The organism is Brachybacterium tyrofermentans (assembly GCF_014897585.1).
GTDB lineage: Bacteria > Actinomycetota > Actinomycetes > Actinomycetales > Dermabacteraceae > Brachybacterium > Brachybacterium tyrofermentans.
This window is the reverse complement of sequence record NZ_JABUXW010000018.1, coordinates 74,211-94,484: the sequence shown is the minus strand read 5'-3', so window position 1 is coordinate 94,484 and position 20,274 is coordinate 74,211. Positions and strand designations below refer to the sequence as shown.

Here is a 20,274-nt window from a genome sequence, read left to right as displayed (position 1 = left end):
AAGATCGGCAACGACGCCGACCGAGCGGACCTACCGACCCCATGAAAGATCGAGGCTAAGCGGGCGCGGGCGGCATACGTCCCCGGTGCGCAGTCGGACCGCTGGGACAACTTTCTCGCCTCCTCCCTGCCCGATACCGAGGTGCGCGGATTCCTCCAGCGCTACGCCGGTGTTGGACTGATCGGGCGGGTCCTGGAGCACGTACTAGTCGTTGCAACAGGGGAAGGGCGTAACGGCAAGGGCATCCTCGCCAACGCGCTATCCCACGCGCTCGGGAACTATGCGATCACGGCGTCGAACGACTTGCTGGTCGCATCACGCTACGGCGGGAAGTCCGCCGGAGAACTCGCCCAGATGATGCAGCTGCGCGGTGCCCGGTGGGCGGTCATGTCGGAGCTGGAGCGAGACGCGAAGCTAGCCGAATCGACCATGAAGTCGCTTACGTCCAGCGATCCGGTGAACGCGAAAAGCATGGGCCAGAACCCCATCAACTTTCCGCCGTCGCACAGCTTCATCATGCTCACCAATCACCTGCCGTCAGTCGATCCGAGAGCACAGGCGGTATGGGCGCGCATGCGGGTAGTCCCGTTCGATGTCTCATTCGAGGGGCGCGAGGACCTGACGCTGGAGATGGACCTGGAGACGCAGCTGGAGGCGATTCTCGCGTGGGCCGTCGAAGGTCTCCGGCAGTACCGGGCCGATGGTCGCCTGGTCACCCCGGAGCGCGTCAAGGCAACCACGGAGCGATACCGCGACGAGAACGACGTGCTCACCCGCTTCATCTCGGAAGAGTGCGTCCTCATTGACAGCGGCGAAGTACGGAAGTCCGATCTCGCCGACGCGTACTCCCGGTGGGCCATGGCGAACAAGAAGGAATCGCTCACCCAGGCAGCGGTCGGAAAGCAGATCAAGCACCTGATCGAGAACCGGCCCGAGACGTACGGGTCGCTCACGCCAGGCCGGACAGGCGCTGGTGAGACGTGGCGCGGAATCCGACTGCTGGAACCGCGAACCGCCGAAACTCCCTGACCAGCGGTTATGTAGTAAATGTAGTAATCACCCAGTCATCTCTACGGGAAGTAGTTCTAAGGAATGACCGGGAGACAACTGCATTTACTACATGGCACGCCCCGAGAGGACCACGCCCCATCACCTGGCAAACGCAATATCAGGGCAGAACCTACCTGCTCGCACCTAACGGACAACTCCACCCCGAACGAAAGGCGCACCCCATGAGCATTACCCCTAACACCGCAGCCGGAGTGCAGGCCCGCTACATCTGCCCGCACGTGAACGGTTTTGGCGAAACCGTAGATGACAGGTGGGACAGGTGGGGATTCCCTGTCGCGGCATGGGACGAGGAGGGCTACGCGCTTGTCCCGGCAGCGAACGGGCGACTTGTGCGCGCAGACCGTCGCTATCCGGACTCGGGCAACGTTGAATTCGTAGGCCTCTATGTTCCGCGCGATCAGGACTGACCCGCTAACACCCCGCTAGAAAACGCTACAGGTGCCCTCAGAAGCCCTGTAGCGACGAGCGCGACCACATATCGGGTTGCGCCACACGAAGCCCGTACAGGGCCACACAGAGAAGGGAGCAACCAATGCCCAGCATCAGCACGAAACGAATCGTAGAGGACGTGAAGCGGGAACTGCTCGCACCACCGATCCCCACCATCGATTTGATCGTCGCCCAGGAGTTGCACGAGCTTGCACTACGCCGAGAAGCACACCGACGAGCGCAGGAGAACCGATGACCGCTACCACGCCGGCCCCGCTCCGGTTTGCACGCCCCACCGTCTCCGGGATCAGGCTCCGCAACGGGGAACAGGGCGTGACCATCATCGCGGCGGATCAGCGCGTCATCGTCCGGCAGGAGCACCTGGCAGCACTGATCGACGACCTCACCGAGCACGAGGAGGACGAAAGCGCATGACGGAACCGCAGCCCGTGGGCGATCCCGTACGCGCCTTTAGAACGGCGCTCAGCAGGGCGCACAAGGCCGAGAACCGCGTCCGCGATCTACAGGCGCGCCTCGCAGAACTAGAGGCGCAGAGAGGCCAGGAATGACCGACGACAAGCACGCAGGCAGTCTCCGCGTCACAGCCCGCTACTCCGCGAACCACGGATGCTGGATTCTGCATTTCGCGCACGGAAGCAACGGCCCACGATTCGCGCTCCGAGCCGATCAAGGCGTAACGCTAGCCGATCGAGTCGTGGACCTGATCGAGCTAATCCGCGAAAAGAACCCCGACGTGGAACGCCTATGAGCACACCAGCACCGAGGTTCGAGCGCTACAGGTACGACGCTTCACGACCACTCCGAGGTTCAGGAATCAAGGTCGTCATCGGCAGCTCATACCTGCACATTCCGAACCACCACCTACGCGCCGTAGCCGATGCGCTCCACGACGCAGCAGACCAACACGAAAGCGAATGGACCCCATGACCGATGACGACAACCCGGACGACATGCCACTCAGTGAATGGCTGTTCTTCCGGAAGCGTGAACAGAAACGCTCACGAGCACGACACACGACACGAAGCACAACACGAGAGCAGGACGACCGATGAGCGATCAGCTCGCACAGGATTTCGCGGCAGCAGCCCAGGAAGCAGCACGACGCATCCGCGCCAAGCGTGAAGCGAAGGAACGACCGAAAGCAAACACGAAGGCAAACGGGGAACTGTTCGCCGCCGCAATGCAAGCCAAGCTCGACCAGCAGTCCCACGACACCGAAGCCATCTTCGGCTACAACATCTGACGAACAGGAATCACACCATGAGCTTCTACAACCACGCCCCCGCACACGCCAACAACGTCACCGCTCGCGTGTCCCGCGCTTACGTCGCGGCAGGACAGACTGCCCCCGCGTCTTTCGTGGACGCACTCAAGGCATTCACCCGCACGATCCCGGACGCCACCCAGGTCGCCGCGACACTCGCAGCAGAGGCCTACCAGGCACCCGCCGACACGGACATGACCACCTTCTGGGACGACGCTAAGGCCACCATGGCCGACGCGCTCGCAGCAGACGCGATCAAGGACCAGCTGACCAGCGCCCTGCACCACGAGCAGGCCCGCACCGCAGGCCGACAGATCGCCACCGCCCTCGGCGACGTGAAGCCCTGGGCCGACAAGCAGATCAAGGCCCTGGTGTCCTCCGGTAACGCACTGCCCAACGGCAGCACCGACCCCGAGACGGTACTCGCAGCCGATGCCGGGGCCGCGCTCGCCACCGCCCGCGCAGCCCTCGCCAACCTCGGCACCCTCGCCTCCGTTGTGGAGGTAGCCCACTACGCCAGCAGTGCACGCGGTCTCGTGTATCTCCTGCCCGTCCTCGACATTGGCAAGCCCACCACCGAGGTCGTGAAGCCGTTCGGTGACGGCCCGATCAACACTGCACAGCTCGGCGTCACGCTCGCAATCCGTGAGCTTGAAACCCTGGCACGTAAGGACCTGGACGCAGCCCTCATCCGGGTAGCACGCGGTGAGGTGGAGGGCATCACCCTGGCCCTGGCCACCAGTACCGGCGAGGTGGGCCAGCGTGCCGCCCATGTCCGCGAGGCGTACGAGCGCCGCACTGCCAGCGAGCGCGAGCAGTCGCAGCTCATGCACATGAGCTGATCACTAACCGCACATGAATGACGAGGTGAGCGTGATGGATAACGTCACGCTCACCTCACCTCTAATCGCATTCATAAACGACACGTCACGATGAATACGCGACACGACAATGCACGTTAAGGACATGCATCCGAGTGTCATTCCATGCATGACGATGATGACACGCGAGCATCGAGTCGTCACGACACCAGGGGGAGGACCCCTCTGACCTGCACTTTCCCGACCGCCGGGGAGGAGCGTATGGGGTCGACCAGGGCCAGAACCTCAATCGGGAACCACTCTCATCAAGCATATATGCAGGTCACACGCATATTTAGGAAGGGAACAACACCATGAATGCACGTCAAAATGCCGCTAAAACAGGCCTGGGAAGCTCTAAAGGGCTCACAATCCTACCGCTTTCGTGTGATTTGCCAGTGCCACCAGTGCCGCCTGGAGTCACTCTGGACGCTGACGAGCGCAAGCATTACCGCTCCATCTTCAAGGGTCCCATCGGTCATCTGCTCGACGATTCGCACGCGCACGAGATCGCCGTCTATATCAAGCTCACGAGCGCTGTCCTGTCCGGGAGTGCGTCGGCGTGGCAGGCAGCAGAGCGGGGGAAGCTCGCTATCCAGTTCGGCATGACTCCGGCATCGCTGCGTGCACTGGGCTATGCGTTGGAGGGTGCGTCGTGAGTGCCCGTCGTCGGAGCATGTCAGGTGAGGTAGAGCAGGGTGGCGCGCCCCGTGTCCTGCTGCGCGCTGGCCTCTCTGACCCGCTGTGGGAGTCTCCGGTGCAGGTTGCGGCCTGGTGCGAGCGTCACGGCCTGCCTGCCCCGCTGGACGAGTATGCGCCAGTTCCGCGTGCGCTCCGTGATCATGCGGCGTACTGGTGGGCTGTGAGGGAGCGGCCGCACCCTAGGTTCGCGGCACGTCCTGATGTTGGCGTGTGGGAGAAGCTCGGGATTCCTGGTCCGGGTCGTGCACGAATGCAGGCGCGGCTGAAGGCGCATGACGTACCGGGCGCATGGCAGTACGCAGACATACTCGACGCATGACCCCTTGCCCCCGCCTGATCTTCGGATCAGAGCGGGGGCATTTTCCGCGTTGTCGGACCCTCACCCTTGCCCGCTGTGACCATCTTGCGAACGTCCGCAAAATGGTCGTGACCTGGCAGGTGTACCAAATGAGACACCTGACGCCGAGCCGCGAACACTGTTCGCAAGGGTCTGCGGCAGGGGGGTGAATTTCACCCCCCTGCCGAGCCTCACGAGCAGCGGGGGGCGGACGGGAAGACGTACACGATCCCCGCACGCCCCACCGCCCCCGCGAACGTCAACACGGACACCGGCGTCAGGTGTTGCATCCGCAACAGGTGCGCGTCTACTGCTCGGAGCCTACGGCCAGAAGCTCAACCCCCTACCCCGGATTCTGCCCGTCGCCCCCTCACCGCCTACGACTGTTGGCACGACTACTAGGCCACCACCGTTGGGTGATCGCCTTTCGCCGCCCCTCGTCCCGACGCGCATCGGGTACGCCGCCCCGGCTCCGGGCGGTTCTGGTGGATCGTTCTCTAGCCGTCGCTGTCTGTTCGCCCGTGTACGCGGGTCAGGGGGAAGCGTGTAGAAGCCCCTGGGAGCGCCTGTAGCGCCCTAGAACGGCCACGGGTGCGGTGATGCCACCGTGGCCTATCTGGGGCGCTCAGTCGTCGCTGTAGGACTCGCTGATTGATCCGACGGGCACAACGTCGGACGCGGGGGAGTCCGAATGCGGAAATTCCGCATTCGCTCCGAGCAGGTAGCCGCCCATGCCGCCCCTGACGTGCACTGGGGGAGTAGGTGCGTCTGTAACATTTGATACAGACCCCGCTCCGAGCAGGTATCCGCCGATGCCGCCCGTGAGTGCCACGAGGGCGACACCGAGCACTGCGCGCCGCCTCATGCCTGCACCGGCTTGCAGCATCCGAGACGCTCGTGCATGTCGAACGCATCGCCAACGGTCGGGCCATACGGGCGGCTGAGAGCCTGCCCAACCTCGTCGGCTTCATCGGGGGACAGGATCAGTGCGACCTGTAGCCGCCCGCGCATCTTCACGGTGAGTTCGACGCGCCCTTCGATGTGCTCGATGTAGGCCACACCGTCACCGTCCAGGTTCACGGCACGCGTGGTCACGTCTCCGCTGGTGTCTGCCCTGGGTGTGCGGGTATCGTTCGTCATGGTGGTGCCTCTCAGGTAGGTGTTGCCCACGCCCGCAGATGTTGACGCATCGTGCGGGCACTTATCTCCCTGTTGCATGCCAGTCGCACGCACCGTTCCAAATCGTCCCTGACCTGCAATGGAGCTACTGGAATGCAGATCGTCCAGATCTTCGAGAACGCCATGGCGCCCTTCCTCGGCGGAAGCCTCTGAGCGCGAGAGTCCCGAGCCCATCGCCGTGATCAGCACCCCGCCTGCGCAGCGCGCTGCCCGTGCCCGTTCGGGCGGTCGCCGGCTCCGCGCACGTGGCGGCGCAGGGCGGCTCACCGGTGCCCTGCGACGTGACGACGGATCCGCCGTGGCGGAGTTCCCGATGATCGCGGTCCTGATCATCGTGATCGCGCTCGCCGTGGTGCAGGCGGCCCTGATCCTGCACACCCGCAACACCCTGATCGACGCGGCGGTGCAGGGCGCCCATCACGCGTCCCTGGTCGGAGCGACGCCCCAGGAGGGAGCCGCCCGTGCCGAGCAGCTGATCGAGGGCCGGTTCGGAGGCGCCTTCCAGGCCGAGGCGACGGCGACGCAGGGGGCGGACGGCACCATCGAGGTCGAGGTGAGCGCGACGCTCCCGCTGGTGGGACTCTTCGGGCCTGCCGGAGGCATCACGGTCGACGGCCGTGCACTGGATGAGGAGTCCTGGTGACCGGGACGCGCGGGGCGATGCTCACGACGCCTGATCTCCGGCAGGGGCGAGCACGGGGACGAGGTCGAGGACCGGGACGGCACCGGCCCCGGCCACCGATCTCGCCGCGCCACCGCCGCTCACCCGCGTTCCGGACGGGACTGCTGCGCCAGGACGCAGGGAACGCGCTCGTGGAGTTCGTGGTGCTCTCCGCGGCGCTGCTGATCCCGTCTCTGTACCTGGTGCTCACCTTGGGGTCCGTGCAGGCCGCCGTGTTCGCTGCGGACACCATCGCCCGCGACGCGGCCCGTATCCATGCCGTCGCCCCTGACCAGGTTGCCGCTGCCCAGCGGACGCAGCAGCACACGGCCATGATCCTCGAGGACTTCCAGCTCTCCGGAACCGATGTGGTGCAGATCAGCTGCAGCGAGACGCCCTGCTCGACCCCGGGAGGCATGGTCACGGCCGAGGTGCGCATCCCTGTTCCGGTCCCGGGGCTCGGCCCGATCCTCGGCGAGACCGGACCGGTCACCGTGGGAGCGGCGCACGCCGTCCAGGTCGATCAGTATCGGGCGGCCGGCTGATGCGTCTCCTTGTTCGACTTCGGGACTCCCGCGGGTCCATGACCATCCTGACCACCGGCGTCCTCGTGGTGATCCTCATGGTGATCGGCGTGGGCACCGCGGTGACGGGCGTCCACCTGGAGCGCACGGAGCTGCAGCACGCCGCAGACAGCGCCGCCCTGGCCGCGTCGCAGGCCATGGACCCCGCTCGTCTCTACGACTCCGCCGGGGGAGACGCCCTGCACGAGGGGTCCGCCCGCCGCGCGGCCGAGGACCACCTGCGCAGCTATCCGCTCGACACGACTCGCACCGAGAACCTCCACGTCCAGTCCGTCGAGGTCGACGAGGACCGCACCGTTCGCGTGGTCCTCTCTGCGCGCACACACCCACCCCTGGCAGGGTGGTTCACGCGAGGGACCGGCCTGTCGATCCCTCTGACCGTCTACGGAGAGGCCCGAGCCCGATGACCCCGACCGCCCCACCTGCTCCGAGAACTCCAGCGGCCCCGAGGACCACGCCGACCACCGTCCTGCTCGCTCCGGACAAGTTCAAAGGAACCCTCAGCGCCGCCGAGGTGATCGACGCCCTTGCCCGCGGCATCCGGGAGAGCGCGCCGCAGGTCGAGCTGCTGTCCTGCCCTATCGCCGACGGCGGCGACGGCACGGTCGACGCCGCGCTCGCCGCCGGTTCGGAACTCCGCTCGAGCACTGTCACCGGCCCGACGGGGGATCCGCGCACCGCGCGCTGGGCCCTCTCCGGCCAGACGGCGGTCCTCGAGCTCGCGGAGGTCGTCGGCCTGCGTGCGCTGCCGGGCAGGACCCTCGCCCCGGGGGCCGCCTCCACGCGCGGACTCGGCGAGCTGATCCTGGCCGCGGTCGAGGCCGGCGCGAGCACCGTCATGGTCGGGCTCGGCGGCAGCTCCTCCACCGATGCCGGAGCCGGGCTCCTGCAGGGACTCGGAGCCCACCTGCTCACCGCGGACGGCGCAGTCATCGCCCCCGGGCTCGACGGCCTCACCTCCCTCGCCTCCGTCGATCTCGCGCCGGCACGGACGGCGCTCGACGGCGTCGCCCTGATCGCGGCCAGCGACGTCACCAACCCGCTCGTGGGCCCGGACGGCGCCGCCGCGGTGTACGGACCGCAGAAGGGCATCCCGGAGGCGGATATCGACCACGCGGACGGCGTGCTCGCGGCCGCCGCCGAGGTGCTGGACCCCGACGCCGCCTTCCGGGACGCCCCGGGAGCAGGAGCCGCCGGAGGCACCGGCTTCGCGCTCTTCCTGCTCGGCGCCGAGCAGCGATCCGGCGCCGACGCCGTCTTCGAGCTGGCCGACGTCGACGCCCTCCTGGAGCGCGCGGACGTCGTCGTCACGGGGGAGGGGAAGCTCGACGAGCAGACCTTGCACGGCAAGGGCCCCGCCGAGATCGCCCGTCGGGCCCACGGCCGGGGCCTCCCGGTCGCCGCGGTGGCCGGCGCCGTCACCCTCGATGACGACCTGCTGCACGCGGCAGGCATCGTCCGTGCTTGGGATCTCACATCGCGCGCCGGCAGCGTGCAGGAGGCCATGGAGAACACCGGGACCTGGCTGACCGAGGTGGGCCGCGACCTCGGGGTCTGGCTCATGAGCGGGCCGACCGCCGAGGAGCTGGCCGCCGAGGAGCCGATCGCCGGGGCATCGAGCGCGCGGTAGCCGTTCGAGGATTCCGCTGCAGGCTGGGTCCCGGTGCGAGGAGGGCCGACGTGCTGCGCGAGCCCCCTGCGGCCGCGGCAGTCGGGCCGGATCTGTCGGCCCGTTCAGAGGACCTGCCGTAGACTCTGGCCTTGTGTCTTCCACCGACTTCTCCGTAGAGATCCCCCAGCTGCGCTCCACCCTGTCGTCGATCGAGCAGGTGACGGACGTCGAGGCGCTCGACGCCAAGATCGTCGACCTCGAGGCGCAGGCGTCGGCCCAGGACCTCTGGGATGACGTCGAGAACGCGCAGAAGGTCTCCTCCTCCCTGTCCCACGCGCAGTCGGAGCGTCGGCGGATCAGCGAGCTCTCCTCACGCATCGAGGACCTCGAGGTGATGGTCGAGCTCGCCGCCGAGGAGGACGACGCCGACACCCTCGCGGAGGCGGAGCGCGAGCTCATCTCCATCCACAAGACTCTCGACGAGCTCGAGGTGCGCACGCTGCTCGCCGGCGAGTACGACGAGCGCGACGCCGTGGTGACGATCCGCGCCGGAGCCGGCGGCGTCGACGCCGCGGACTTCTCCGAGATGCTCCTGCGCATGTACCTGCGCTGGGCCGAGCGCCACGGCTACGCCACCAAGGTCATGGACACCTCCTACGCGGAGGAGGCCGGGCTGAAGTCCGTCACCTTCGAGGTCTCCGCCTCGTACGCCTACGGCACCCTCTCGGTCGAGGGCGGCACCCACCGCCTGGTGCGCATCAGCCCCTTCGACAACCAGGGCCGTCGCCAGACCTCCTTCGCCGCGGTCGAGGTGATCCCGCTGATCGAGTCCACCGACGCGGTCGAGATCCCCGAGAACGACCTCAAGGTCGACGTGTTCCGCTCCTCGGGCCCCGGCGGCCAGTCCGTGAACACCACGGACTCCGCGGTGCGGATGACGCACCTCCCCACCGGCACCGTCGTCTCGATGCAGGACGAGAAGTCGCAGATCCAGAACCGCGCCGCGGCGCTGCGCGTCATGCAGTCCCGACTGCTGCTGCTGAAGAAGGCCGAGGAGGCCGCCGAGCGCAAGGAGCTCGCCGGTGACGTCAAGGCCAGCTGGGGTGACCAGATGCGCTCGTATGTGCTGAACCCGTACCAGATGGTCAAGGACCTGCGCACGGAGTACCAGGAGGGCAACCCCTCCTCCGTGTTCGACGGCGAGATCGACGAGTTCATCGACGCCGGGATCCGCTGGCGCGCGGAGCAGAACAAGATCCAGGACTGAACGCGATAGCCGGGCCGTCAGCCCGGCATGTCGACGTGAGCATCGGCACTCGGCCTTGACCAGGTTTTGACCAGGTCGGGGAGTGCTCCTCCAGAGAATCGCGCGGTATCGCCCCTACGCTGGGAACGCACGACTTCCCCGATGCGAACAGGCACCCGTGATCCGTTTCGACAACGTCACCAAGACGTACATGCGAGGCCAGCACCCCGCGGTGGAGAATCTCGACATCGAGTTCTCCCGTGGGGAGTTCGTGTTCCTCGTCGGAGCCTCCGGCTCCGGCAAGTCCACCATGATGCGCATGGTGCTCAAGGAGGTCGCCCCCACCCGCGGCACCGTGTACGTCGCCGGCCGCGATCTCTCCCGCATCCCGTCGTGGCGCGTCCCTGCGCTGCGCCGCGACATCGGCATGGTCTTCCAGGACTTCCGACTGCTGCCGTCCAAGACGGCCTATCAGAACATCGAGTTCGCCCTCGCGGTGATCGGCACCCCTCGCAAGGTGGTGCGGCGCCTGGTGCCCGAGATGCTCGAGATGGTCGGGCTCGAGGACAAGGGCAAGCGGCTCCCTCATGAGCTCTCCGGCGGCGAGCAGCAGCGTGTGGCCATCGCCCGCGCCTACGTCAACCGGCCCACGATCCTGCTGGCGGACGAGCCGACGGGAAACCTCGACCCGTCCACGGCCGAAGGGATCCTCGAGCTGCTCTCCGAGATCAACGAACGCGGAACCACCGTGGTCATGGCCACCCACGACCAATCAGCCGTGGACAGGATGCGCCGCCGCGTCGTCGAGATGGTCGGCGGCAAGGTGGTCCGGGACGAGCAGGACGGCCGCTACGAGACGGAAGGCGCGCTCAGCGTCATCTCCGGGAACCTGCCCGATGATTCGGCCCACCGCGAGGAGCACCCGCTGGACGATGTCGAGAGCCGAGACGGGTCCGGCGCCGGGCAGGACGTCTCCGCCCGGGAGGACGAGCCCGCCTCGGATGTCCTCGAGGAGGAGCTGATCGACGAACGGGAGGCGCGTCTCGCCCAGGAGGAGGACGCGTTCTCCGAGGACGAGGACGAGGAGGGTCTGCGATGAGAGCGCGGTACATCCTCGGCGAGATCCTGACCGGACTGTGGCGGAACGTCGCGATGGTCATCTCGGTCGTCATCGTCACCGCGGTGTCCCTGACCTTCGTGGGGGCCGGTCTGCTGATGCAGAAGCAGATCATGGATATGAAGGACACCCTGGTCGAGCAGTCCCAGGTGACGATCTTCCTGTGCTCACCGCATTCGACCGCGGCCTCGTGCGCGGGTGGGGCGGCGACCGACGCCCAGATCGACTCGGTGCAGCAGGCGCTCGAGGGCGACGTGCTCTCCCCGTACATCGCGTCCTACGAGGAACGCTCCCAGGAGGAGGCGCTCGCGATCTACCAGGAGCAGTTCGCGGGGGAGGGGTTCGTCTCGAACTTCACCGCCGAGGACATGCCCGTCTCCTTCCACATCACGCTGAAGAACGCCGATGAATCCGCTGCGGTGGTCGAGTTCTTCCAGGGCCGGGAAGGGGTCGACGAGGTCTCCGACCTGCTCAGCACCTTCGCGCCGTTCATCGACGTGCTCAACCAGTCCACGCTGTTCGCCCTCGGCCTCGCCGTGCTGATGCTCATCGCCGCCCTGCTCCTGGTGGCGACCACCATCCGGATGTCCGTGGCGGGTCGCCGCCGCGAGATCGCGATCATGCGGCTGGTCGGCGCGTCCAACCTCTTCATCCGCCTGCCGTTCCTGCTCGAGGGGGCGGTCGCCGCGATCATCGGCGGGGTGATCGCCTCGGGGATGCTCTGGATGGGACTGCACTACATTGTGCAGGGGTGGCTCGAGCCCACCCTCGGCGGGCAGCTGATCACCGTCGGGGTCGCCGACCTCCTCTGGGCGGCGCCCGTGCTGATCCTCCTGGGTGCCTTCCTCTCGATCGCCTCCTCGGTGGTCTCCCTGAACCGTTACCTGAAGGTGTGACCATGTCCCTGAGATCTCCGAGCGTCCTGCACCGGCCGCTGGCCATCGCCGCCACGGCGATGTTGGTGCTGACCACGATGGTGGCCGGGCCCCTCTCGCCGGCGACGGCCGACGGGGACAAGGATCAGAAGATCTCGGAGCGGGCCACCATCGACCAGCAGCTCGAGGATCTGCGCATCGACCTCGGCGGAGTCAACGACGACCTCGCGGACACCTACATGGCGCTGGCCGAGACCGAGCTCCTCATCCCGCAGGCCCAGCAGGACCTCGAGGACGCCCAGGCCGAGCTCGAGGCCGCGCAGGAGAACGACCGGGAGATCGGCGAGCGGCTCACCGCGGCGCAGGACGAGGAGGAGCTGCTCTCCGGCCAGGTCGAGAGCGGCCGGGACGAGGTGGACAGCAGCGACGAAGAGCTCTCGCAGATCGCGATGGATGCCTACAAGGGCGGCGGGATGCCCAGCCCGTCGAGCGTCTACATCGGTGGCGGATCCCCGCAGGACACCGTGGACCGGTCTATGAACTACCAGCTCACGCTCGAGTCCCAGGGCAGCAGGCTGGACACCCTGCGCTCTGATCAGGCCGTCACAGAGAACTCCGCCGACCGTCTCACCGCTGTCCGGGAGGAGATCGACGCCCTCAAGGCCGACGCCGAGGACGCCGTGGATCGCACCGCTGCGGCCGAGGATGCGGCGGCGACCGCGAAGCAGGACCTCGACGACCTCTACGCCACGCAGCAGACCCAGCGGGACGACCTCGAGGCCAAGAAGGCCACCTACGAGGAGGACGAGGAGAGCCTGGAGAGCCGCAGCTCGACCCTCGACGAGGAGATCCAGGAGCTCGCCCAGCAGGAGCGTGAGCGCGAAGAGGCGGAGCAGGCCAAGAAGGACAAGCCCAAGCCGGCGCCGGCACCGGCTCCCAACGGCGGCGGGGGCGGCTCCTCGAGCTCGAGCGGGGGATGGGTCTACCCGGTCAATGCCCGCCTGAACTCCAACTTCGGCTGGCGGTACCACCCGATCTACCACACCCGGAAGCTGCATGCCGGGGTCGATTTCCCGGTGGCCTGCGGGGTCCCGGTGGGTGCCGCACACTCCGGTCGTGTCCTCGCGCACACCTACAACAGCGGCGCCGGCAACAAGCTGATCCTCAGCCACGGCATCCAGAACGGCAAGCTCATCACGAGCTCGTACCACCACCTCCAGGGCTACGCGGCCCCGGTGGGCGCTGAGGTCTCCGCCGGCGACCCTGTCGGCTACGTGGGGACCACGGGCTCCTCGACCGGCTGCCATCTGCACTTCGAGATCCAGGAGGACGGCAACTCCGTCAACCCGGCCAACTATCTCTGATCCCCACCCATCTCCGATCCGCACCTAACTCCGTTCCCGCACGTGCCGGGACTGGACGGTCCGCAACTGGACGGGATGAGGCTGGACGGGGCGGCCGGGTCCCGGGAGCGTCGAGCAGGACATATTCGCTCGCCTGCCCCGGTGACCACGGCGTAAGCTGGGACATCGGCCGTGGCATGAGCCCGGCCTGCACACGAGCAGCAGAACCACTGCGGAGCGGAGGGACCCCATGGCGGCGAAGAAGTCGGCGGCGAAGAAGGCCGCCCCGGAGGACGGTCCTGCGAAGAAGCTCATCGCCTCGAACAAGCGCGCGCGTCACGACTACTACATCGACGCGACCTGGGAGGCGGGCATCGTGCTCACCGGCACCGAGGTGAAGTCGCTGCGCGACCGTGGTGCGTCCCTGATCGACGGCTACTGCTTCGTCGAAGGTCGTGAGGTGTGGATGGACGCCGTGCACATCGCGCCCTATGTGAAGGGCACCTGGACGAACCACGCTGCGCGACGCAAGCGCAAGCTGCTCCTGCACAAGTCGGAGATCGAGAAGCTCGCGAGCAAGTCCCGCGAGAAGGGCTTCACGATCGTGCCGCTGGAGATCTATTTCCTCGGATCGCATGCGAAGGTCGTCATCGGCCTGGCGCGCGGCAAGAAGGAATGGGACAAGCGTCAGACCCTGCGCGAGAAGCAGGACCTGCGGGAGACCCAGCGCGCGATCCGTCAGCGCGAACTGGTCTGAGTCGCGCGCGGTCAGCTCCTGCGCTCGAGCCGTGCCAGGGTCTGTCTGCTCGAGTCCAGGACGCTCTCGTCGTTCTCGCCGAGGCTCTCCCGCATGACCAGCGCCCTGCGAGCATCCTCGAGGGCGCTGTCCCACAGTGAGGCCGCGGTCCTGGGGGACCCGGCTTCCTGCGCGGCGAGGGCATGGTCGAACCGGCACTTCGCGCGGTGCTGGAAGACGGAGGCCAGCAGCGCCAGCGAGGACGGCGAGGTCGGGCCCTCGAGCCCGGTCTCCTCGGCTGCCAGGTCGAACTGCTCCTCGGCCGAGGTGAAGGCACCCTGCCACTGCAGGACATGGGCGTAACGGGTGCGCCGCACCGCGCGTACCAGTGCCGAGTGCTCCGCCTGCTCCAGGGACCTGCGAGCGGCGATCGCCGCCTCGTCGAGCCGCCCCAGCATGCGCAGGTAGGCGACGCTCCGGGGATCCTCCGGATTCTGCGCGCACCACCGGCTCAGCGCGTCGGGATCCTCGACGATCTCGCGCAGAGTGTCATCATCCAGGGTGACCTGCACGCCTGCAGCGGAGAATCCGACCATCCCCACATCATGCCATCTGTCATGGCGGGCAGTGGGGTGGGCTGACCAGGCCAGAGCCCGGAACAGGGCGTTCACCGTGAGCTGACGGATATTCGCTTCTGTTCGTGGGGCTGTCGCGGTAGAGTCGAGGACGACGCACGGGTTCGCCCGTCGTTCGTGGGTGTTTGACAACTGAAGAGTGAGTGCAAGGACGATCCCTCAGGATCGTCGATATCTGCTGCATACCCACGCTGGGGGCCGATCGGTTTCGACGGTAGTTGTCCAGCAAGGGGAAGCGGGCCGAGAACCCAGAGTCATCTCGTTAATGTCCTCTGGAAACCAATAAGTGCCGAAACCAAGCGCACTGACTTCGCTCTCGCTGCCTGATCAGCGATAGCAGTCTGGAACCCCGGGCTTGCTTCTGACCCGGATCGTTCCATCATCTAAGAAGCCACTGCTGCCGACCCTCGTCATCGGGGAAGGATGAACACCTCAGAGTGACTGAGTCCGTCGACGACGTGTCCGTGCGAACGTCGGGACTGAGAAAACGCTAATACGGACTGCGCCCGGAGAAGCCCTGGCTCCGCACTATCGGACGCGGGTTCGATTCCCGCCGGCTCCACCATTGCACTCACCACAAGAGGCCCCCTCACCTGCACTAACGTGCGGAGGAGGGGGCCTCTCTCGTGTCTGTACCCACATTTTACCCACACCTCGATTTGGACGCCCTCACACGTCAGCCCCCGGGAGGAGACTCCACGACATGAGCATCGATCTGGTCCGCACCCGCAACGGCTGGACCTACCCCGACCCCGGCCCCTGCGGCTGCGGGGAAACCGCGGCGTGGGTCAGCTTCCAGTTCTGCCAGTGCGACGGCGCGATCGGCGGCGGGCACCCGGCATGGCGGTGCAGAGCATGCGACACCGTGCGGACCCTCGGCTGCGTGGGCGCGATCGCGGTACCCAACGACTACGGCGGTCGGGCCGGAGCGCCCCGGACATGACGAAAGCGCCCCACCTCACATCGAGGCGGGGCGCTTTCTCTTGTCACCGTCACCGGTTCCATGTACACTAGTCAATGACAACAGAATAGAGAGGAGGAACCATCCACCACCCCCACTCCCCATGAGAGGAGGCGACGTGGACAAACGGACCAAGCAGCTCCTCAAAACCCTGGAAGCACAGGGCGCGAGGATCGAGCGAAGCAAGAACGGGTTCATCATCTACCCGCCGGACAAGAGCAAACCTCAGGTGTCGATTCACCTGACCTACTCCGACCGGCGATCCGAGAAGAACGAACGCGCTCAGCTCCGTCGCTCTGGATTCGACGTCTAGTCCAGAGGGGGCCGGGATACCACCCCGGCCCCCTCACCCTAGACCTCCTCTTCACACCCACCAAGGAGGACCATCATGGACACCTGGTACGTGCGGCTCGGCTGGACCGGGCCGACGACCGCCGAGCACCTCGGCACGATCATGGACGCGCTCACCCAGCACGCCCCCGCCGGCAGCATGCAGCAGGACGGCACCGGCGGCGACATTCGGTTCGTCGTCATGGGCGGCACGCTGCGCGACGCCGCGTTGGCAGCTCTCGACACCGGCACCCGGATCGTGCTCGACGCCATCCCCGGCGCCGTACTGGGCACGCTCTCGGTACAGGACGACGCTGCGATGAACGACGAGCTCGCAACCCCGCTCTACCCCGACGTCGTCGGTTATGCGGAGATCGCCGAACTCGCCGGCGTCTCCCGGCAGCGCGCGCGACAGTTCCGCGAACTGCCTGGATTCCCCACCCCGGTGATCGAGACCGGACAGGGACCGCTCTTCCACCGCGCCGCCATCGAAGTGTGGGTCGAACAGAGGAACCCCCGCCCGGGCCGGCCCCGGACCACCACCTGACCCACACCACGACGAAAGCGCCCCATCTCCCGAAGAAGATGGGGCGCTTTGCTGCGAGTCGTCAGGCTGGCTTGCCGGGGAGTCGCTCAGGGAAGGCATCGGCGGTGCGGTACGTCAGCTTCCCCTCGAGCCAGTCCGCGGCCGCGACCAGATCGCGGGCGACTGCCCGGGCTTCCTCGGCGGTCAGGATCGCGTCGCCCCCGTCGTACCCAGCTCCGAGCGAGATCATCCCGGACGCACCGCTCCCGGACGCACTGATCTCGACGGCGGCGACCCCCTCGAAGTCCTTAGCTCTCATGCGCTCACCATACCTGCGGCACACGACGAAAGCGCCCCGCCCTCCCGAAGGAGAGCGGGGCGCTTCGCTGCGCTTCGCTGCGCGACGTCAGTCGCCGTACTGGCGGTCGATCTGCTCGACGGTCGCGCGCATCGCGCAGTCCTTCGCCTCGAGCAGCTTGCGGAGCGCGGTGGTCTTCTCCGGCCCTGCCGGGAGGTCGGCGTCCAGCTCGGCGGCGAGGCCCGCGAACTGCTCGAAGCAGTCCATGAGCGGGCCGGGCCGGAGATGACCGGAGTCGAAGTGGCGCATGATCGGGCTGGTGTGCTGGTCCACGGCGGGACCTCCTTCGGGATTGAGTGATGCGGTGGTCAGCGTCGTCGTGCTTCGCGGTCAGCCTCGGCGCACTCGCGGCGGCATTCGTTCGCGGCCCACTGGGAGTTGAACGCGGACCCGCACAGGTCGCACTGCCAGTCGAGGCCGTCGGCCCAGTCATCCATCGGTCGGGGTGTCCCGTCCGTCCATGACGCCGTCGCGGTCGGCGCGGCGGCCGCTCAGCTCCGTGCTGAGGGCGCGGGTGATCGCTTCGGGATCGCCCGTGGTGTTCACGACGATCCTGGTGGGCCCGCCGGTCGGCTGCTCGGTTCCGTCGGGTATCACGTAGCCGAGCACGCCGTAGAGCGCCTTCGCGAGCACAGCGACTGCGGCGATCGACAGCAGCGCGGAGGAGATGATCTGGATGACGCTGTCGGGGATCCCGCCGATCAGGCCGAGCACCAGTGCAGCGAGCGCGCCGAGCACGGTGGCGACGGCGGCCGCGACCTGCTGGGTGCGGGCCTTGGACCACTGCTGCTGCTTCGCGAGCTGGGTGATGCCGACGGTCAGGATCGAGGCAATGACGAGCACCGCGCCGATCGGGGTGAGGTCTGTGAGGGATGCGATGGCTTCGGTCATGAGAGGTTCTCCTCCTCGGGAGCTGTGGGGGTGGGTGGTGGTGCGGGTGCTTCGGCGGTGGCGATGCAGGTGCCGCCGTCGCTGGTGGTGTCGTCGCTGTACCGGATGGTCCAGCGGCCGGTCTCGGCGGAGCAGGTCGCGGAGTCGATGCCGCGGCCGTCGGTGCCGTCCTCGCCCGCGGGCCCGGCCGGGCCGACGGGTCCGGTGTCTCCGGTGGCACCCTTCTCACCGGGCGGCCCGGCCTTGCCATCGGAGCCGTCCTTGCCTGCCGGGCCGGTGGCGCCCTGGTTGCCCTTCGCGCCCGTGGCCCCGGTGTCGCCCTTCGTGCCGGAGGGCCCGGACTTGCCGGGTTCGCCGGCGGCGCCCGCGCTTCCCGGTTCGCCGTTCACCCCGGGCTCGCCGTTCGTGCCTGGCTCCCCGTCGGTTCCGGGATCCCCGTCGGTTCCGGGGTCGCCTTCGCTGCCATCCGTTCCCGGGGCTCCTGGTGCGCCCTCGGGTCCGGTCGCGCCGGGTTCACCGTTCTCGCCCGGGGCTCCGGTGGCACCATCGGTCCCGTCCGTTCCGGCTGCGCCCGTTGGGCCGGCCGGGCCACGCGCGCCCTCGGGTCCGCGGTCGCCCTTCGCCGCGGCGACCGTCTCGGACGGGTCCTGCTCGGCCGCGCGCTGGGCGTCGTCGCACACTGCCTGCCCGGTCGCGTCCTGTTCGATCGCGCCGGACTCGCACAGCTCCCGGATCGTGCGGGCCTGCTGCTGGCGCTGCTCGGCGACCTCGACGGCCGCCGTGTCCGACTCGACCTTCTCGCCCCGGATCGTCGAGACCTGGTACTGGGTGAACCCTGCGACGGCGAGCGCGATCACCGCGAGGAGGATGACTACCACGCGGGTCTTGTACGCGCGGCGGTCGGCCCGCGAGGATTCCATCGCGGCGCTGCGCAGGGCGGGGTCCTTGATGCTCTGAGGGTCAGACATAGTCGGCCTCCCGCCATCCCGGATCGGGGTCGATCTTGTTGTCGCGCAGCTGCCAGTACCAGGCGTGCCGCTCCGCGTTCGCGGAGCGGAGCTCGGCGGTGAGGTGGGCGATCTTGTTGTCCCGCTCGGCGATGTCCTGGTCCTTCTCAGCGAGCCGTTCGTCGGCTGCCTTGAGGACTTCGTCGCGCTTCGCTTGCCGGGCCTTCTCGACTCGGTTCACGATCCACACCACCCCGCCGGCGAGCGTGGTGAGGAAGACGCCGAGCGGGCCGAGGAAGTTCCAGTCCATGCCATGTCCTCACCTCCACGGTTCCTCGTGGGCATCGCTCAGCCCTGGATCTTGTCCGGGACCTTCGCCTCGGTGGCGTCGACGTCGGCCTCGTCGAGGGACTTCTGGATCGCGGTGATCCCGCCGGCGTTCGCGATGGTGACGGTCTTTGCGTCGGCGAGCTCCTGGCGGAGGGAGATCTCCTTGCCGTGTCGGGTGATCGGGCCGGTCTGCGCGTTGCCCTTGTCGATGCGCTTCTGGTTCGCCTCCGCGACGCGGCGCACCCAGTCGAGCTCCTTGCGCAGCTCGAGGACGGTGGTCTTCGTGTCGGCGAGCTCCTGGCGGAGGGAGACCTGCTTGTCGTCCCGCGTGATCGAGGAGGTGTTCTTCTTGATCTCGGCGATGTCGCTCTTGATGGTCATGACTGCCTTCTCCGTTCCGGGTCCGTAGATCCCGTCTGTGGGGGTGATGTGGAGTTCTGCCTGCAGGGTCTGGACGGCCTCGCCGGTGGTGTCGCCGTACTTGCCGTCCGCTCCCCAGTGCCCGAGGTCGAGATCGAACCCGAGGAGCACGTTCTGGATGGACGTGATCTCTGCCTTCGAGAACCCGTTCACGCGGGGGCTCTCGGTCCAGGCCTTCCCGGCGCTGCCGGTCACGAGCGGAGACCCGCCCGAGAGGGGCTTGGATCCGCCGGCGAGCTTGAGCAGCCGGGCGATGGGGAACGCGCCCGGGTCCCAGTGGTCGTTCTCCGGGACGTGGGTGTGGCCCAGGACGCCGCGGTACTCGTTCCACGCCTTGTAGGAGAGGCGCTGCGGGGCGGTCCGGTAGGCGGCGTTCGTGGTGGGCCAGTCGAGGTTGCCGTCGATGACGAGGGGGACGCCGTGCTCGTCGTGGATCCACGCGAGGACGGCGGCGAGCGATGCGAGGTCGTCGTCGTCCGCGTCCTCGGTGAAGAACAGGCCGTGCTTCTTCGCGTACGCGCGGTCGCAGGAGCCGACGAACTCGATCTGGACGCATCCACCGTTGTTGGTCTCGACGCCGCCGGAGCGGTTCACGAGCGCCTTCGCCGAGTAGGCCGTGTCGATGTGCTGGCGGATGTTCGCCTTCGTCGCCTTCCCCGGCTTCACCGTGAAGTGCGGAGCGGAGCCGCCGCCGCCGTACCCCGGCCAGGACGAGCCTTCGGTGGTGTGGAGGACGATCTTCGTGACGGTCCGCTTGTGGCGGTTGCCGCTGAACTTCTGGACGCGCGAGGCGCCGGGCATGATCGCCATCAGTTCTCCTCCTCCTGGTCGTCCTCGCC

At 67.5% G+C, this 20,274-nt stretch carries 26 protein-coding genes and 1 other RNA gene; 19 read left to right on the top strand and 8 right to left on the bottom strand.

Annotated elements, in window-relative coordinates; genetic code table 11:
* The first annotated feature begins 48 nt into the window (after window positions 1-48).
* The 6 genes from INT49_RS14190 (at window position 49) to INT49_RS14165 (ending at window position 4,304) form a co-directional block, all read left to right on the top strand.
* The gene (locus INT49_RS14190; protein ID WP_193118404.1) at window positions 49-1,029 is read left to right on the top strand and encodes a DNA primase family protein; all 981 of its coding nucleotides are present in this window, start codon (window positions 49-51) and stop codon (window positions 1,027-1,029) included.
* 203 nt (window positions 1,030-1,232) lie between these two features.
* Complete coding sequence (locus tag INT49_RS14185; RefSeq protein WP_193118396.1) at window positions 1,233-1,478, top strand: hypothetical protein; 246 nt, start codon at window positions 1,233-1,235, stop codon at window positions 1,476-1,478.
* A 274-nt stretch (window positions 1,479-1,752) separates the two neighbouring features.
* Window positions 1,753-1,935 (top strand): hypothetical protein, encoded by a 183-nt coding sequence (locus tag INT49_RS14180; protein WP_193118395.1) that lies wholly within the window; start codon window positions 1,753-1,755, stop codon window positions 1,933-1,935.
* Between the two features lie 634 nt (window positions 1,936-2,569).
* A complete protein-coding gene (locus INT49_RS14175; protein ID WP_193118394.1) occupies window positions 2,570-2,764 on the top strand; it encodes a hypothetical protein in 195 nt (64 codons plus the stop codon).
* A 17-nt stretch (window positions 2,765-2,781) separates the two neighbouring features.
* The gene (locus INT49_RS14170) at window positions 2,782-3,627 is read left to right on the top strand and encodes a hypothetical protein (protein ID WP_193118393.1); all 846 of its coding nucleotides are present in this window, start codon (window positions 2,782-2,784) and stop codon (window positions 3,625-3,627) included.
* Between the two features lie 332 nt (window positions 3,628-3,959).
* Window positions 3,960-4,304, top strand: coding sequence for a hypothetical protein (locus INT49_RS14165; protein WP_193118392.1), 345 nt, complete (start codon window positions 3,960-3,962; stop codon window positions 4,302-4,304).
* Window positions 4,305-5,545: 1,241 nt separating this feature from the next.
* On the opposite strand, the gene INT49_RS14160 is transcribed toward INT49_RS14165, so the two are convergent.
* Complete coding sequence (locus tag INT49_RS14160; RefSeq protein ID WP_193118405.1) at window positions 5,546-6,052, bottom strand: hypothetical protein; 507 nt, start codon at window positions 6,050-6,052, stop codon at window positions 5,546-5,548.
* Between INT49_RS14160 and INT49_RS14155 the strand changes: the two genes are divergently transcribed.
* From INT49_RS14155 to smpB, 9 genes are all read left to right on the top strand, one after another.
* On the top strand, window positions 6,042-6,506 hold the full coding sequence (locus tag INT49_RS14155) for a TadE family protein (RefSeq protein ID WP_319021629.1): 465 nt from the start codon (window positions 6,042-6,044) through the stop codon (window positions 6,504-6,506). The two genes, INT49_RS14160 and INT49_RS14155, sit on opposite strands and share 11 nt — an antisense overlap.
* A gap of 170 nt (window positions 6,507-6,676) precedes the next feature.
* Window positions 6,677-7,069, top strand: a complete 393-nt coding sequence (locus INT49_RS14150; protein ID WP_319021628.1) for a hypothetical protein — start codon at window positions 6,677-6,679, stop codon at window positions 7,067-7,069.
* 38 nt (window positions 7,070-7,107) lie between these two features.
* On the top strand, window positions 7,108-7,515 hold the full coding sequence (locus INT49_RS14145; RefSeq protein WP_264298768.1) for a pilus assembly protein TadG-related protein: 408 nt from the start codon (window positions 7,108-7,110) through the stop codon (window positions 7,513-7,515).
* Window positions 7,512-8,738, top strand: a complete 1,227-nt coding sequence (locus tag INT49_RS14140) for a glycerate kinase (protein WP_193118389.1) — start codon at window positions 7,512-7,514, stop codon at window positions 8,736-8,738. The genes INT49_RS14145 and INT49_RS14140 overlap by 4 nt, the downstream gene beginning before the upstream one ends.
* Before the next feature lie 133 nt (window positions 8,739-8,871).
* Window positions 8,872-9,987: a peptide chain release factor 2 gene (gene prfB / locus INT49_RS14135; protein ID WP_193118388.1), complete on the top strand. Its 1,116-nt coding sequence runs from the start codon at window positions 8,872-8,874 to the stop codon at window positions 9,985-9,987.
* Window positions 9,988-10,144: 157 nt separating this feature from the next.
* A complete protein-coding gene (ftsE, locus tag INT49_RS14130; protein ID WP_193118387.1) occupies window positions 10,145-11,065 on the top strand; it encodes a cell division ATP-binding protein FtsE in 921 nt (306 codons plus the stop codon).
* Entirely contained in the window at window positions 11,062-11,979 is a 918-nt protein-coding gene (ftsX, locus tag INT49_RS14125) for a permease-like cell division protein FtsX (protein WP_193118386.1), read from the top strand. The genes ftsE and ftsX overlap by 4 nt, the downstream gene beginning before the upstream one ends.
* A 2-nt stretch (window positions 11,980-11,981) precedes the next feature.
* Window positions 11,982-13,322, top strand: coding sequence for a M23 family metallopeptidase (locus INT49_RS14120; RefSeq protein ID WP_193118385.1), 1,341 nt, complete (start codon window positions 11,982-11,984; stop codon window positions 13,320-13,322).
* A gap of 229 nt (window positions 13,323-13,551) precedes the next feature.
* Entirely contained in the window at window positions 13,552-14,058 is a 507-nt protein-coding gene (gene smpB / locus INT49_RS14115) for an SsrA-binding protein SmpB (RefSeq protein ID WP_193118384.1), read from the top strand.
* 11 nt (window positions 14,059-14,069) lie between these two features.
* Here the strand turns inward: smpB and INT49_RS14110 are convergent, their stop codons facing one another.
* The gene (locus INT49_RS14110; RefSeq protein ID WP_193118383.1) at window positions 14,070-14,633 is read right to left on the bottom strand and encodes a hypothetical protein; all 564 of its coding nucleotides are present in this window, start codon (window positions 14,631-14,633) and stop codon (window positions 14,070-14,072) included.
* A gap of 233 nt (window positions 14,634-14,866) precedes the next feature.
* On the opposite strand from INT49_RS14110, the gene ssrA reads away from it, so the two are divergent.
* The 4 genes from ssrA to INT49_RS14090 all read left to right on the top strand — a co-directional run bounded on the left by ssrA (window position 14,867) and on the right by INT49_RS14090 (window position 16,510).
* Window positions 14,867-15,237, top strand: a transfer-messenger RNA (tmRNA) gene (ssrA, locus tag INT49_RS14105).
* Between the two features lie 138 nt (window positions 15,238-15,375).
* Window positions 15,376-15,615, top strand: a complete 240-nt coding sequence (locus INT49_RS14100; RefSeq protein ID WP_193118382.1) for a hypothetical protein — start codon at window positions 15,376-15,378, stop codon at window positions 15,613-15,615.
* Window positions 15,616-15,751: 136 nt separating this feature from the next.
* Complete coding sequence (locus INT49_RS14095; protein ID WP_226850565.1) at window positions 15,752-15,946, top strand: hypothetical protein; 195 nt, start codon at window positions 15,752-15,754, stop codon at window positions 15,944-15,946.
* Window positions 15,947-16,021: 75 nt separating this feature from the next.
* Entirely contained in the window at window positions 16,022-16,510 is a 489-nt protein-coding gene (locus tag INT49_RS14090; protein WP_193118380.1) for a hypothetical protein, read from the top strand.
* 61 nt (window positions 16,511-16,571) lie between these two features.
* Here the strand turns inward: INT49_RS14090 and INT49_RS14085 are convergent, their stop codons facing one another.
* The 6 genes from INT49_RS14085 to INT49_RS21215 all read right to left on the bottom strand — a co-directional run bounded on the left by INT49_RS14085 (window position 16,572) and on the right by INT49_RS21215 (window position 20,245).
* Window positions 16,572-16,808: a hypothetical protein gene (locus INT49_RS14085; RefSeq protein WP_193118379.1), complete on the bottom strand. Its 237-nt coding sequence runs from the start codon at window positions 16,806-16,808 to the stop codon at window positions 16,572-16,574.
* Between the two features lie 87 nt (window positions 16,809-16,895).
* A complete protein-coding gene (locus INT49_RS14080; RefSeq protein ID WP_319021627.1) occupies window positions 16,896-17,120 on the bottom strand; it encodes a ferritin family protein in 225 nt (74 codons plus the stop codon).
* Window positions 17,121-17,276: 156 nt separating this feature from the next.
* Window positions 17,277-17,738, bottom strand: coding sequence for a hypothetical protein (locus INT49_RS14075; protein ID WP_193118378.1), 462 nt, complete (start codon window positions 17,736-17,738; stop codon window positions 17,277-17,279).
* Complete coding sequence (locus INT49_RS14070; protein ID WP_193118377.1) at window positions 17,735-18,706, bottom strand: collagen-like domain-containing protein; 972 nt, start codon at window positions 18,704-18,706, stop codon at window positions 17,735-17,737. Before INT49_RS14070 ends, INT49_RS14075 begins: the two co-directional genes overlap by 4 nt.
* Window positions 18,699-18,995 (bottom strand): hypothetical protein, encoded by a 297-nt coding sequence (locus tag INT49_RS14065; RefSeq protein WP_193118376.1) that lies wholly within the window; start codon window positions 18,993-18,995, stop codon window positions 18,699-18,701. The genes INT49_RS14070 and INT49_RS14065 overlap by 8 nt, the downstream gene beginning before the upstream one ends.
* A 38-nt stretch (window positions 18,996-19,033) precedes the next feature.
* Window positions 19,034-20,245 carry a peptidoglycan-binding protein gene (locus INT49_RS21215; protein WP_226850563.1) on the bottom strand — a complete coding sequence of 404 codons (1,212 nt, stop codon included), beginning with the start codon at window positions 20,243-20,245 and terminating at the stop codon, window positions 19,034-19,036.
* Window positions 20,246-20,274: the final 29 nt, after the last annotated feature.